The sequence below is a fragment of the Nonomuraea montanisoli genome (genome assembly GCF_013363975.1).
Classification (GTDB): Bacteria; Actinomycetota; Actinomycetes; order Streptosporangiales; family Streptosporangiaceae; genus Nonomuraea; species Nonomuraea montanisoli.
Map to the genome: position 1 here is coordinate 431020 of NZ_JABWGN010000011.1, position 13065 is coordinate 444084.

The following is a 13065-nucleotide window of genomic DNA, read 5'->3' on the forward strand; positions in this document are numbered from 1 at the left end:
ACACCCTGGAAGCGGCCTTTGACCTAGGTGGGGAGTTCACGAGTGGGGTCAAGCAGCGGGAATAGTCGTCGGCTGACGATCGCTTCCCATGGCCGCGTTGATCGTTTCCCGGCTGTAATGGCCGGAGGCCGATGTGGTTTTCCCCGGCCCCTCAGCCTTGACCGCCCATTACGATCTTGAAAGCATGCCCGTCATGAGTGTCGGCCTCATGATCGCGATGTCCCTCCGTCAGTGGGGGCTCATCGACGCCTGCATGGACAACGACGCCAGTGTCGAGACGGTGGACGGCGATCCCCAGCGGGCCGACCTTGCGCGCAGCGTCCGAAGGGCCGGTTGGGATCAGATCGCCCAATGGAAACCCGGCGTTCCCGGCTCCGGCACGTGGCCGCCGCCGGACGAGATCGTGAAACCCAGACTCACGCTCGCTCAGTGGCTTCTGACTGTTGACGTCCTCGAGTGCTGGGCTGGAGCCGGTGACCGGGTGGGACATCACGACAAAGCCGCGCAGGAACGTGAGCTTCGAGGCCTGATCGTTTCTCGGCTCCAAGCCCATGGCATCCACGTTCCCTCCCTGTCGAATGAGCAGGTGTAGCACACAGGTACAGAACGCGGACGGACGGCGGCTCACCGAACCAACCCGACCCGGCACCCGGGCCGTTCACACCGCCGGGGCGCGGGTGAGCAGTCGCTCGCCGAGTTTGGCCGCCTGCATGGCGGTCAGCCGGCGGACATAAAGAGCCGCCACGACCGTCGTCGGCACAACCAGCACCTGCAGGGCCAGACTGATCCAGGCCAGCGACTCGAACTCGTACCAGGAGGGCTGGGCCCCGCCGGAAATCCTTACATTGGCCCCCTCCGTCCATGGGGTCCAGTAGAGAGGCCAGGTCAGGAAGGTGGCCAGCAGCCGCGATCTGCTTGGGAAGGAAGAGGTTCCCCACCGGGACGAACCAGCCGATTACCGCCATGGACTCGCGGTACCGCAATTGGCCGGGCGCGAGCCGCTCGGCGACGGCGCGCACCCGGGCGAACCAGATCAGCCAGCCCACCACCAGACCGACGCCGATGAAGATCGTCTGCTCCTTCGACAGCGACAACGAGCTGCTGGACGGCTGTGAGCACGGAGACGAGGGCGAAGAGGGCGAGGAGCCAGTAGACAGCGGCCCGGTACTCGTCGGCCGGGAGCGCCTGCCCGCGTGCGCGGCGGCGTTCGTCGACCAGCCGGGGCTGTGTTCCCTCCGGCTGCCCGGCCCGGGCAGCCTGCTGATGCGGCTGGTCGCCGGTGACAGGCGCCTCAGGGGCAGCCAACGACATGGTGAGCCGGGCTGTGAGCGGTTGCGGTGAGGCGGCCGGGGCCACGGCCGTTGCTTCGGTGACCGGGTCCACGCCAGGTGCGGCGCCCGCGGCGAGGATCATCCGGGTGCGCGGATCCTCCTGGTCCAGAAGTTGCACCGCTTCCTGGCCCAGCCTGGCCAGCACCCCCGACGGCAACCACGGCCCCAGCGAGCGGTACTGCGTCTCTTCCCGCGCCCGCAGCTCGTCCAGGGTCGGCCGGCCGGGTCCTTGGTCAGGCAGTCCTTGATCAGCCCCAGCAGCGGCTCTGGCACACCGGTGAGGTCCGGCGGCTCGTGCACCGCCCGGTACATCAGAGCGTGTAACTGGCTGTCCTGCGCATCGAACGGCAGCCTCCCGGCAGCGGCGAAGGCCAGCACCGTGCCCAGCGAGAAGATGTCGCTCGCCCCGGTCAGTTTCTCGCCCCGGATCTGTTCCGGCGACATGAAGCCGGGAGCGCCGATCACTGCCCCGCGGAGGTGAGACCCCCGGTGGTGGAGGCGTCCAAGGCGCGGACGATGCCGAAGTCGATCACCTTCGGGGCCGTCGATGGTCACCATCACGTTCGACGGCTTCAAGTCACGATGGATGATCCCTGCAGCGTGGATGTCGCCCAGCGCCCGGCACACCCAGGGCAATGCCGCGTCGGGGTCGGCGGCCAGCACGGCTGCCGTCCACTCCCCGCCTACCTGCTGCGCCACGACGATCTCCTGGGCGAACCGACGGCGGAAATCCGGAGCCGCCGCCAGTTCAGCGCGGATGGTCTTCACCGCCACCATCCGGCCACGCGGCGAGCGGGCGAGGTAGACCACGCCCATGCCGCCTTCCCCCAGTCTGCCGATGAGCCGGTAGTCGGCGATCCGGTCGGGGTCCTGTGCAGAGACTGCACCGCTGATGGCTCCGTCCCCTTGAGTATCATGCGGCTGATCAAGACCAGCCTCGGCTCTTCAGGAGAATCGGGTGGTCTGCCGTACAGGACGCATCGGCCTGACGGTGCGGCAACGCCTTGATGCGGTCGAGGACAGAGCGCTGGCGGTGTGGTCGAGCAACGCCGACTCGCCGATGCCCGCATCACCTCGCACGACCAGCGCTCCGGCCGGCTGTCGCGAGCGTCACGGAGCAGGCGGCGATGACCACCTGCTCGTTCTCGCCCGTACGACATCGGCCTCTATGCCGCGACCCCGGCGAAGGTGAGCCGAATCGAGTACAGGTCACCGGCCGAGTTGGTGATGAACAGGTTGTTGCGCTTGGCGCCGCCGAATGTGAGGTTCGAGGCCGACTCGGGCAGCAGGAGTTTGCACAGCAAGGTGCCATCGGGGTGATAGCAGTGCAGGCCGTCGAGGGCGGCGGCCCAGACGCGGCCGTAGCAGTCGAGCCGGATCCCGTCGAACCAGGCCTCGGCGAAGATCTTCCCACCGGACAGCGTGCCGTCGTCGTGAACCTCGAAGACGCGCATGTGCCGCTTACGGGAGTCAACGATGTACACCTGGCTCTCGTCCGGAGAGAAGGCCAGCCCGTTGGGGCGGACGAAGTCGTCGGCGACGATCGTCAGTTCGCCGGTATCTGGATCGAGCCGGTACACGTGGTCTGCGCCGATCTCGCTGTCGGCCGGGCCGCCCTCGTAGTAGCCGGTGATGCCGTAGCGCGGATCGGTGAACCAGATCGAGCCGTCAGAGCGGACGACGACGTCGTTCGGACTGTTGAGCCTCTTGCCCTGGTAGCTTTCGGCAAGCACGGTGATCGAGCCGTCGTGCTCGGTCCTGGTCACCCGGCGAGTCCCTTGCTCGCAGGTGATCAGCCTGCCCTGGCGGTCGACCGTGTTGCCGTTGGCGTTACCGGACGGGCTCCTGAACACGCCGACGGCACCGGTCGTCTCATCCCAGCGCAGCAGTCGGTCATTGGGGATGTCGCTCCACACCAGGTAGCGCCCGGCCGGGAAGTAGACCGGTCCCTCGGTCTTGCGGCTGCCGCGATGCAACACCTCCACGTAGTCGTCGCCGCCATCAAATCCGAACCGCTCGTCCAGCACTTCGAACTGTGCCTTGAATCTGTCCATGACTGGACCTCCATTCGCGAACGCCATGTCAGCCAGACCTGCCCAGCCGCCGATCAACTCTGCCGCATGCACCGCGGCCGCGAGTGCCCGGCCCGCCCGTCCAGCGATACACGTCAAGTGCGGTGTCGGTGAATGTGAACGCTGCGTCGACGCCTTCAAGATCCCCCACGAGCGCCAGGACGTGGCCCGCTACGCGGCGGCTGCGAACTGGCAGGACAACAACCTCGTCTTCGCCTCCGAGGTCGGCCCCGAACTCGGCACAGCTTCGTCTCGCTGCTGTCCGACTCCGGCATCCCGCTGGAGAACATCTCCCGCCTGGTCGGCCACCGCAACACCTTGGCGAGGAGACGGCCTGCCGCAAGCAGCTCCGCCCGACGCTCCTGGAAGGAGCCGAAGCGATGGACCAGCTCTTTCCCGACTGATAGTGCATGTCACCTCATAACTCCCTCCCGATCCAAGGATGATCATTTAAGCGTGTACGAGCAGCCCGGCGCAGCGGAGCTCGTGGGCTCGTAGTCGCCGGTTGGCTGGTTTGCGGGACGCTCGCCCTCCCAGGGGCGCAGACCAAGTACGCCGGAAAGGGCCGATAGGGCTGGTCAGGCACTGGAGGCGGAGCAGGGGTTTCGGCTGTGGACAGCGGTGTCCGGTGTGGCGCCGGATTGGTTCCCCAGTGGTCTCGCTGCGCTGACCTGGTCAGAAGCCGTCTCGGGAACCGGAAAGAGTGGGCAGTTATCTGCTGGACGGCACGGTCCCCGTGCAGTACTGCCTGCTCAGAACGTTGGCGCAATCGCAGCAACGTCCCCTCGTCGCGTCGCGGCGGCACCCGCGGCTCGGTCATAAAAATGCGGCCCCTCGCGGGGCCGCCCTGCCGGCCGTAACCGACGTCGTATAGGGAACTCCTACCCAGTGTTCTCGGCTTCGATACATGAACGCGTCGCGCCGGCACTCTGGTCCAGGGTTGTCACAATTCGGGCATGCCGGCCGACCGGGCCGACGTGCTTCGCGCGAACAGCCGATCGGTGTTCCGCATTTCGTGCGCGGGTCCCGCCGCCCGCAGGACGACGTCCAGGACACGGTCGGCGTCCGCAGCGTAGGCGTTGCTGAACCATGCCTCATTGGCCTCAACGACCGCGAACCGACCGCTGTCAGAGAGGATTCCGACATCGACCACGACAGCGCTCGGCAGCCCGGTCGCCAGGTGGTTGACCAGCTCAGCGCCGAAGCCGAGCGCGGGATGCCGGAGCGGCAGCGGTGCGCTGTCGAGAACCCCGAAAACGGCGTAGCGGCTCGCGGCGCGCACCTCGCCATCCAGGATGTGGAGCCGGTACTCCTCAGCGAATGCGACCGGTTCGGCGGACAACACGGGAAGTTCCGCGGAAAGGTCCGATGGCAGACCGGTGCCGTCCGGACGCACTCCAGCCGGAAAAAGCTTCCCGGCGGCCGGCTTGACGAAGCGAGGGACGCGGTGCCGCCGAGCCTGCCCCAGAGTGATCAGCTCGATCCCTTCAGGTCGGCAGGGATCGGAGGTCCGGGCAGGGTGCGCACGTCCAGGCCCCGCCACACAGCCGCCTCTGCCAGAAGCTGTCCCGTCGTGGTCGCGCGCGGCGGCAGCATGAACGATCGACGTGTGGTCACCCCAGGATTCTCCCAGCGCGAAGAGCACCGAGAGGCGATGGTGACGTCACTGTTGGAACGCGTGGCCCAAGCTGGCGGCGTAGCCGTTAATCCCGGGGGCGATCGCATAGAGGCCGTCGGCTTCCCGGCACAGCCACCGCCATGCCCAGCGACGCGAACGCCGACCTCCACCAGCGCCCTGACACCACCCGCGCCTTCCAGGACACCTGCTCCGCGGCCCCAAACCGGGACGAACCCGATTCGGAAACTCCTGAAACGACAAGATCCCGCCTGATCTCGATGATCAGACGGGATCCCGTCAACTTCAGTCCAGCCGTTTCAAGAACGGCCCTAGGTGGAGATGAGGGGATTCGAACCCCTGACCCCTTCGATGCGAACGAAGTGCGCTACCGGACTGCGCTACATCCCCAAGAACCTCGACCAGATTAGCAAACCTTCAGAGGTCCTCGCGCCACCCACGGCCCCCACACCCCGAGTCAGTCCCCCACCGCGCGCCGCGGCGGCTCCGCGTACTGGTCGAACAGGACATCCTCCTGCCGCGCCGACAGGTCGATGATCTCCGCCCGTTCCTCCTCGGCCGCCAGGCGGGCGGTGCGTTCGCGCTGGTCGCGGAGGCGGCGGGCGCGTTCCGCGCGGCCCCGGTCGGCGCGCTCGCGCCGTTCCCGATCCACCTGTACGGCGATCCGCAGGAACCCCATGTACGACAGCGCGATGACCACCGAGGGCGCGACCCCCCACCACGGCATCATCTTGACCGCGGCCGTCACCACCGAGGCGATCACCAGCAGCCCGGTGAAGAAGAGCAGCCGGCGGCGCCGGGCGACGATGATGGCGCGGCGCTTGGCCCGGAACTGGCGCGGGTCCACCCGCTCGCCCTCCACCACCCCGGGCGGCGGGGTGAAGGCGGCCCCCAAGGCCCCCAGGGCGGCACCCGAGCCGCCCCCCTCCTGGGCCTCCAGACGCTCGAGATCGGGCAACTGGTGCTCGCCGGTGTAGTACTCTTCGAGCTCCGCCAGTTCGGCCAGGTTGGTCTTGTCGCGGCGCAGCCACATGGGCACGAGCACGCACAACCACATGACGACGATGGCGAGATAGAGGAGGACGCTGCTCACGGCCACCTCCGGGCACGACGAAGACACCCGTGTGTCGTCGGCGTCTTCGATGTGCTCACGTCACGCACCGTAAGACCGCGTGTCACTGATTGACGAGCATTCGGTGCGGTGTGTCGCGAGATCGTCAAACCTCTTCTACCGGAGACCCGCCGTGAGAGGCCGACTCGCGAGCGCGCCGCCACTGCACGAGCAGGCCGCCGGGACAGTCCTCGACGGTCAACGCGTAACAGATGTGATCGCGCCAGGCTCCGTCGATGTGGAGCTGGCGGCGACGAATGCCTTCTTCCCGGAATCCGAGCTTCTCAACCACCCTGCGACTGGCCTGGTTCTCGGGGCGGATGTTGGCCTCCAGGCGGTGCAGGCCGGTGGTGAAGAAGCAGTGGTCGACGGCCATGGCCAGCGCCGTGGGCGTGATGCCCCGGCCGGCGAGGGCGCCGTCGATCCAGTACCCCACCTGGGCCGAGCGGGCCGAGCCCCAGACGATGGCGCCGACGGTCAGTTGTCCGGCGAACCGGCCACCGTACGTGATCACCCACGGTAGCGCCAGACCCTGCCTGGCCTCGCGGCGAAGGGTGCCGACCATGGAGACGTACGGGCCCAGACCGGTACGGAACAGCGGCGTCTCCGGGTTGCTGGGCTCCCACGGGCGCAGCCAGTCGGCGTTGCGCACCCGCGTGTCACGCCACACGCGCACATCGGCCAGCCGCAGCGGCCGGAGGCCTACGGGCCCCTCTTCCAGGGTCGCCGGCCAGCCACGAAGTCGATCCACCCCCTCATCATCCCCCCATCAGGGACGCCGCCGCCACGGATCAGGGCGAGCCCAGGTGATCGTGATCAGAGCGCGGGTGATCGTCGCCGGAACGCGGGTGATCGCCGCCGTTGATCTGCTCCACCGCGTGCCGGAGAACGGGAGCGAGGACGGCGACGCCGTCGCGCACACCTCCGGTGGAGCCGGGGAGATTGACGATCAGCGTACGTCCGGCCTGTCCGGCGAGGCCGCGGGACAGAATCGAGGTGGGAACTTTGTCGCGGTTCGCCTGCCTGATCGCCTCGGCTATGCCGGGAATTTCCCGAGAAATCACTCGGGCGGTCATCTCCGGCGTGCGGTCGGTGGGCGTCAGTCCCGTCCCGCCCGTCGTCACGATCACGTCGTACGACGCCGCGACCCCGTCACGCAGCGCCGCCTCCACGGGTTCGCCGTCCGGCACCACCACGGGCCCGTCCACGGCGCATCCGGCCTCCTCCAGCAGGGACACCAGCAGCGGCCCCGACCGGTCCTCGTACACCCCGGCCGACGCCCGGTTCGACACCGTCACCACCAGCGCTCGGGTCATCGCCGCACCCCCCGGACCACCGTCACCACCAGCGCACGGGTCACGGCCGCGTCCAGTGACCGGTCTTGCCGCCCGTCTTCTCCTCCACCCGCACATCGGTGATCACCGCGGCCGGGTCCACCGCCTTCACCATGTCGATCAACGCCAGCGCGGCCACCGACACCGCGGTCAGCGCCTCCATCTCCACACCGGTACGGTCGGCGGTCTTCACCCGGCAGGTGATCGCCACGCCCTGGTCCTCGACGTCGAGCGTCACCTTCACACCGTGCAGCGCGATCGGATGGCAGAGCGGGATGAGATCGGGTGTCCGCTTCGCCCCCATGATGCCGGCGATGCGCGCCACGCCCAGCGCGTCGCCCTTGGGCACCTCGCCCGACCGCAGCAGCGCCACGGCCTCCGCCGACAGCAGCACGCGTCCCGTGGCCACGGCCGCGCGCGCCCCGACGTCCTTGCCCGAAACGTCCACCATGCGTGCCGCACCTGTCTCGTCCAGGTGCGTGAACTCACTCGCCAAAGGTCACCTTCTCACAGGGGGATCACCTCGACGGCCGTGCCCGCCGGCACCTCCGTCACGTCCTCGGGCACCACGATGAGCGCGTTCGCCGTGGCCAGCGCCGCGAGCTGGTGCGACCCCTGTCCGCGTACCGGCGTCACGGTGCCGTCCTCGTCGAGCACGCCGCGAAGGAACGAGCGCCGTCCCGCCGGCGACTTCAGCGGGCCGACGACGTACGCGGTCTCGGTCCTGGGCGGCCCGGCCTCCAGGCCGCGCATCTTCCGCAGCGCCGGCCGTACGAACAGCATGAACGACACGAACGACGAGACCGGATTGCCGGGCAGCGCGAAGATCGGCACCTGGTCCTCGCCCACGACGCCGAACCCCTGCGGCATGCCCGGCTGCATCGCGACCTTCTCGAACCGGACCGTGCCGAGCGGCGAGAGCGCCTCCTTGACCGGCTCGTACGCGCCCATGGAGACACCGCCGCTGGTGATGACGGCGTCGGCGCGCAGGAGCTGCGCGTCGAGCTGGTCGATGAACGCCCCCGGGTCGTCGCCCACGGTGGGCGCCCGGAAGCCCTCGCCGCCGGCGGCGCGTACCGCCGCGGTGAGGGCGAAGCTGTTGGAATCCCAGATCTGGCCGGGCTGGAGCGGGGTGCCCGGCTCGGCCAGCTCGGCGCCCGTGGACAGCACGACGACCCGCGGCAGCGGGCGCGCCAGCACGCGCCGGCGGCCCACCCCCGCGATGATGCCGAGCTGGGCGGGGCCGATCACGGTGCCCTGCTCCAGCACGACCTCGCCGGCGTTCACGTCCTCGCCGGCCCGGCGGATCGCGTTGCCCTCGGGGGCCGAGCGCTGGATCGTGACCGTGACCGTGCCGCCGTCGGTCCACTCCACCGGTACGACGGTGTCGGCGCCGGCGGGCACGGGCGCGCCCGTCATGATCCGTACCGCGTGCCCGGGCCCGACGGCCCGAAGCTGGTCGGACCCGGCGGCCACGTCGTCGATCACCGGCAGCGTGGCCGGCACCTCGGCGAGGTCGGCGGCCCGCACGGCGTAGCCGTCCATGGCCGAGTTGTCGAACGGCGGCAGCGGCACCGGCGCGATCACGTCCTCGGCCAGCGTCGCGCCCAGCGCCCGTTCGAGCTCCAGCTCCAAGGGCGCCAGCGGACGTACGGTGGCCAGGATCTCGGCCAGATGCGCGTCAACCGACTTCATCGCGATCCCCCCGCTCGGCCGGCTCAGCCGACCTCGTTGAGGAACTCGCGCAGCCACGGCACGAACTCCGGCGCCAGGTCCTCCCGATCGGCCGCGAACTTCACCACGGTGCGCAGATAGTCCAGCTTGTCGCCGGTGTCGTAACGGCGCCCGCGGAACAGCACGCCGTGAACCGGACCGCCCTCCCCGGAGCCGCGCCCGGCCAGCGTGCGCAGCGCGTCGGTGAGCTGGATCTCGTTGCCGCGCCCGGGGGCGGTGTTCTCCAGCACCTCGAACACGGCCGGGTCGATGACGTACCGGCCGATGATCGCCCAGTTGGACGGCGCCTCGTCCACCGGCGGCTTCTCCACCAGGTCCGTCACGCGTACCACGTCGGACTCGTCGGTCGGCGCGATCGTCGCCACGCCGTACAGCGAGACCTGCTCCTTCGGCACCTCCATCAGCGCGATCACGCTGCCGCCATACGTGTTGCGCACCTCGATCATGCGCTTGAGCAGCGGGTCACGGTAGTCGATCAGGTCATCGCCGAGCAGGCAGGCGAACGGGTGGTCGCCCACGTGCTGCTTGGCGCACAACACCGCGTGGCCGAGGCCCTTCGGCTCGCCCTGCCGTACATAGTGCAGCGTGGCAAGTGAGGCGGGCTCGCGAACCTGGGACAACCGGTGCTCGTCACCCTTGGCCTCAAGCACCTCCTCCAGCTCGAACGCGCGGTCGAAGTGGTCCTCGATCGACCGCTTGTTCTTGCCCGTCACCATGAGGACGTCGAGCAGACCGGCGGAGGCGGCCTCCTCGACGACATACTGGATGGCGGGCTTGTCGACGATGGGCAACATCTCCTTGGGTGTCGCCTTGGTCGCCGGAAGGAACCGGGTGCCCAGACCCGCGGCGGGCACGACGGCTTTCGTCACAGGGTCGAAGTCAGCCATGAGTAGACCCTAGTGGAGGGACCTGTGGACAAGCTGAACCTGCGTCGCGAACTGATGGCGTCACGTGCCTCACTCTCCCCCGAACAGCTACGGACGAACGCCTCCAAAGTACGCGAAACACTGCTCGACCAGCCGTGGGTCCAGATGGCCGGGCTCGTCGCCTGCTACTGGTCGATGGGCACGGAGCCGGAGACGCACGGGCTGGTGTACGCGCTGTGGAAGCACGGGGCGACGGTGATCCTGCCCGTGCTGAAGGAGGACAACGACCTCGACTGGGCGGTGTACGACGGCCCCGACACCCTGGCCCCGGGGCGGTACGGGGTGATGGAGCCGGTCGACACCCGCCGCGGCGTCGACGCGATCCGCACCGCCGCGCTGGTCATCGTCCCGGCGCTGGCCGTGGACCGGCTGACCGGGGTACGGCTGGGCCGCGGGGGCGGTTCGTACGACCGCGCCCTGGCCCGTGTCGGCCCCAACGTGCCCACCGTCGCGCTGCTCCACCCCGGAGAGCTCGTCGAGGGCGTCCCCGCCGAGCCGCATGACCAGCGGGTGCGCTGGGCGATCACCCCTCGGGAACTCACTAGGCTTATGTGACCGAACGTGCGAGAGGGGGCCAGATGCCACTGGATGTCTGGCTCCTGATCGGTGCGGCGATCGTCATCGCCGCCATCGCGTCCGTACGGGTCGCGCACCGCAGCGGACTGCCCAGCCTGCTCCTGTTCCTGGGGTTCGGGCTGGTCCTGGGCGAGGCCGGGGTCGGCATCCCGTTCGACAACCCCGACCTGGCCAAGCAGATCGGCATGACCGCCCTGGCCGTGATCCTGGCCGAGGGTGGTCTGACCACGACCTGGAGCCACGTGCGGCGGGCGGTGCCGCTGGCGCTGATCCTCGCCACCGTGGGCGTCGCGGTCAGCATCGTGGTACTGGCACTGGCCGTCCACCTGCTGCTCGGGTTCGAGCCGATCACGGCGCTCATCCTCGGCGCGGTGCTCGCGCCCACCGACGCCGCCGCCGTCTTCTCCGTGCTGCGCCGGCTGCCGCTGCCGCCCCGGCTGGCGGGCGTGCTGGAGGCCGAGTCCGGCTTCAACGACGCCCCGACCGTGATCGCCGTCGTCTTGCTGAGCGCGACGGCCCACACGACGCCGTCGATCGGCACGTTCCTGCTGCAGACCGGGGTCGAGCTGGTCATCGGCGCCGCCGTCGGCCTGGCCGTGGGGCCCGCCGGCGCGTACGCGCTGCGCCGCGTGGCGCTGCCCGCCTCGGGCCTGTACCCGATCGCCGTGCTGGCGCTGACCTTCGTCTCGTACGGCGGCGCCGTGCTGCTGCACGGCTCCGGCTTCCTGGCGATCTACCTGACCGCACTGATCCTCGGCAACTCCCGGCTGCCGCACCGGGCGGCGACCAGGGGTTTCGCCGAGGGGGCGGCGTGGCTGGCGCAGATCGGGCTGTTCGTCATGCTGGGACTGCTGGCCAGCCCCTCGGAGATGCCGTCGTCGATCATCCCCGGCCTGATCGCCGGGACCGCGCTGGTGCTGCTGGCCCGGCCGGCGTCCGTGCTGGTCAGCTCGGTGCTGGCGCGGGTGGCGCGGATCGCGAAGGTGAGCCTGCGGGAGCAGGCGTTCCTGTCGTGGGCGGGGCTGCGCGGCGCCATCCCGATCGTGCTGGCGACCATCCCGTGGGCCGAGGGCGTGTACGGGTCGAAGGACATCTTCAACGAGGTGTTCATCATCGTGATCGTGTTCACGCTGGTGCAGGGGCCGACGCTGCCGTTCGTGGCCCGGGTGCTGGGCGTGGCCGCGCCGGGCGAGGCGCACGACCTGGAGGTCGAGGCGGCGCCGCTGGAGGAGCTCCAGGCCGACCTGCTGCAGGTACGGATCCCGCCCGGCTCCGGGCTGCACGGTGTGGAGGTGTTCGAACTCCGGCTCCCGGCCGGGGCCCAGGTGACGCTCGTGGTGCGGGACGGCAAGTCGTTCGTCCCGTCGGACACGACCCGGGTCCGGACCGACGACCAACTGCTGGTGGTGACCACGGCGGCCTGCCGGGACCAGGTGGAGCGGCGTCTGCGGGCGGTCAGCCGCAGGGGCAAGCTGGCCGGCTGGTACGGGGAACGCGGCCTGGAGTAGGCGCACTGTCCGGGACGTTCGCTGACGGCACCCCAGGCAAGGCGCAGGGAAGGCGATGCCCAGGTACTGGAATAGCCGATTGACCGGATCGGTTACCATTAGCAGTCGCACAGCTCGAGTGCCAAAGCAAGCCTGAAGGAGGAGCGCGTGCCGACCTACCAGTACGCCTGCAACGACTGCGGTGAGCAGCTCGAGGTCGTCCAGAAGTTCACCGATGACGCGCTGACCGTCTGCCCCGCCTGCCAGGGCAACCTGCGCAAGGTGTTCTCGGCGGTGGGCATCGTGTTCAAGGGCTCGGGCTTCTACCGTACGGACAGCCGCTCGTCGTCGTCCTCTTCCCCCGCCTCTTCGTCGTCGTCCTCTACCTCGTCGTCCTCGTCGAGCAAGAGCGAGTCGTCTGCGGGCAAGAGCGAGTCGTCGTCCTCGTCCTCCTCCAGCTCGACCCCGGCAGCGTCCGCCGCCACGAACTGACCGGAGCTCCTTCCGCAGCGGTGCGCCGGCCAGCCCGGCGGCCGCCGCCACGAACGGCCCCACCCTCGCGTCCGAGCCACCGCCCTGCACCGACAGGGCTGGGGGACGTCCGGCACGGCATCCTTGTCGAGACGGATCCCCGCCTCGAGACCACCTGGCATCAGGGTCGGGCCTTCAGTCCGCGTCCACGAGGTCTCCGCGTCCGAGGATCATATCGACCGGAGACCTCTTGGCTTGTGCCGCCAGGAAGGCGCGGACGCCACGCCCCGTCGGGGTTGTCGGCGGCCGAAGCCGCCTCCAGGTCCATGGAGAATGACCTGTTCGCGACTCCCGCCTCGCACGAGATCTTGTCCCCAGGGAGAAAGA

The 13065-nt window shown here is 69.4% G+C and carries 14 protein-coding genes, 1 tRNA gene and 1 pseudogene; 5 read left to right on the forward strand and 11 right to left on the reverse strand.

The window, feature by feature from the left end; translation table 11 throughout:
* Positions 1-193 precede the first annotated feature (193 nt).
* On the forward strand, positions 194-592 hold the full coding sequence (locus HTZ77_RS46740; protein WP_235995288.1) for a chromo domain-containing protein: 399 nt from the start codon (positions 194-196) through the stop codon (positions 590-592).
* 370 nt (positions 593-962) lie between these two features.
* Here the strand turns inward: HTZ77_RS46740 and HTZ77_RS48800 are convergent.
* Positions 963-1049 (reverse strand): annotated as a pseudogene (locus HTZ77_RS48800) (hypothetical protein); the annotation flags it as partial.
* 13 nt (positions 1050-1062) lie between these two features.
* Here HTZ77_RS48800 and HTZ77_RS29545 point away from each other — a divergent pair.
* Positions 1063-1341: a hypothetical protein gene (locus HTZ77_RS29545; protein WP_175592957.1), complete on the forward strand. Its 279-nt coding sequence runs from the start codon at positions 1063-1065 to the stop codon at positions 1339-1341.
* 68 nt (positions 1342-1409) lie between these two features.
* Here HTZ77_RS29545 and HTZ77_RS29550 read toward each other — a convergent pair whose 3' ends face one another.
* The 10 genes from HTZ77_RS29550 to galU all read right to left on the reverse strand — a co-directional run bounded on the left by HTZ77_RS29550 (position 1410) and on the right by galU (position 10105).
* Entirely contained in the window at positions 1410-2147 is a 738-nt protein-coding gene (locus HTZ77_RS29550; RefSeq protein ID WP_175592958.1) for a serine/threonine-protein kinase, read from the reverse strand.
* Between the two features lie 350 nt (positions 2148-2497).
* Entirely contained in the window at positions 2498-3385 is an 888-nt protein-coding gene (locus tag HTZ77_RS29555) for an SMP-30/gluconolactonase/LRE family protein (protein WP_175592959.1), read from the reverse strand.
* Positions 3386-4346: 961 nt separating this feature from the next.
* Entirely contained in the window at positions 4347-5048 is a 702-nt protein-coding gene (locus tag HTZ77_RS29560; RefSeq protein ID WP_175592960.1) for an ATP-grasp domain-containing protein, read from the reverse strand.
* A 307-nt stretch (positions 5049-5355) separates the two neighbouring features.
* Positions 5356-5429: transfer RNA gene (locus HTZ77_RS29565), tRNA-Ala, on the reverse strand.
* Positions 5430-5496: 67 nt separating this feature from the next.
* Positions 5497-6132 carry a divisome protein SepX/GlpR gene (gene sepX / locus HTZ77_RS29570; RefSeq protein ID WP_175592961.1) on the reverse strand — a complete coding sequence of 212 codons (636 nt, stop codon included), beginning with the start codon at positions 6130-6132 and terminating at the stop codon, positions 5497-5499.
* A gap of 124 nt (positions 6133-6256) precedes the next feature.
* Positions 6257-6901 (reverse strand): GNAT family N-acetyltransferase, encoded by a 645-nt coding sequence (locus tag HTZ77_RS29575; RefSeq protein ID WP_175592962.1) that lies wholly within the window; start codon positions 6899-6901, stop codon positions 6257-6259.
* A 40-nt stretch (positions 6902-6941) separates the two neighbouring features.
* Positions 6942-7466 (reverse strand): MogA/MoaB family molybdenum cofactor biosynthesis protein, encoded by a 525-nt coding sequence (locus HTZ77_RS29580; RefSeq protein WP_175592963.1) that lies wholly within the window; start codon positions 7464-7466, stop codon positions 6942-6944.
* Between the two features lie 40 nt (positions 7467-7506).
* Positions 7507-7980, reverse strand: a complete 474-nt coding sequence (gene moaC / locus HTZ77_RS29585; RefSeq protein ID WP_175592964.1) for a cyclic pyranopterin monophosphate synthase MoaC — start codon at positions 7978-7980, stop codon at positions 7507-7509.
* Between the two features lie 11 nt (positions 7981-7991).
* The gene (glp, locus tag HTZ77_RS29590) at positions 7992-9179 is read right to left on the reverse strand and encodes a molybdotransferase-like divisome protein Glp (protein WP_175592965.1); all 1188 of its coding nucleotides are present in this window, start codon (positions 9177-9179) and stop codon (positions 7992-7994) included.
* A gap of 23 nt (positions 9180-9202) precedes the next feature.
* A complete protein-coding gene (galU, locus tag HTZ77_RS29595; RefSeq protein WP_175592966.1) occupies positions 9203-10105 on the reverse strand; it encodes a UTP--glucose-1-phosphate uridylyltransferase GalU in 903 nt (300 codons plus the stop codon).
* A 24-nt stretch (positions 10106-10129) separates the two neighbouring features.
* Here galU and HTZ77_RS29600 point away from each other — a divergent pair, with 24 nt between their 5' ends.
* From HTZ77_RS29600 to HTZ77_RS29610, 3 genes are all read left to right on the forward strand, one after another.
* Positions 10130-10699, forward strand: coding sequence for a 5-formyltetrahydrofolate cyclo-ligase (locus tag HTZ77_RS29600; protein WP_175592967.1), 570 nt, complete (start codon positions 10130-10132; stop codon positions 10697-10699).
* Between the two features lie 23 nt (positions 10700-10722).
* Positions 10723-12228: a potassium/proton antiporter gene (locus HTZ77_RS29605; RefSeq protein ID WP_175592968.1), complete on the forward strand. Its 1506-nt coding sequence runs from the start codon at positions 10723-10725 to the stop codon at positions 12226-12228.
* A 147-nt stretch (positions 12229-12375) separates the two neighbouring features.
* A complete protein-coding gene (locus HTZ77_RS29610) occupies positions 12376-12699 on the forward strand; it encodes an FmdB family zinc ribbon protein (protein WP_175592969.1) in 324 nt (107 codons plus the stop codon).
* The last annotated feature ends 366 nt before the right edge of the window (positions 12700-13065 follow it).

Excerpts from the sequence above, each read along its gene's own strand:
- HTZ77_RS46740 (WP_235995288.1), top strand. The coding sequence starts at position 194 with ATGAGTGTCGGCCTCATGATCGCGATGTCCCTCCGTCAGTGGGGGCTC.
- HTZ77_RS29545 (WP_175592957.1), top strand. The coding sequence starts at position 1,063 with ATGAAGATCGTCTGCTCCTTCGACAGCGACAACGAGCTGCTGGACGGC.
- HTZ77_RS29550 (WP_175592958.1), bottom strand. The coding sequence starts at position 2,147 with ATGGGCGTGGTCTACCTCGCCCGCTCGCCGCGTGGCCGGATGGTGGCG.
- HTZ77_RS29555 (WP_175592959.1), bottom strand. The coding sequence starts at position 3,385 with ATGGACAGATTCAAGGCACAGTTCGAAGTGCTGGACGAGCGGTTCGGA.
- HTZ77_RS29580 (WP_175592963.1), bottom strand. The coding sequence starts at position 7,466 with ATGACCCGAGCGCTGGTGGTGACGGTGTCGAACCGGGCGTCGGCCGGG.
- glp (WP_175592965.1), bottom strand. The coding sequence starts at position 9,179 with ATGAAGTCGGTTGACGCGCATCTGGCCGAGATCCTGGCCACCGTACGT.
- galU (WP_175592966.1), bottom strand. The coding sequence starts at position 10,105 with ATGGCTGACTTCGACCCTGTGACGAAAGCCGTCGTGCCCGCCGCGGGT.
- HTZ77_RS29605 (WP_175592968.1), top strand. The coding sequence starts at position 10,723 with ATGCCACTGGATGTCTGGCTCCTGATCGGTGCGGCGATCGTCATCGCC.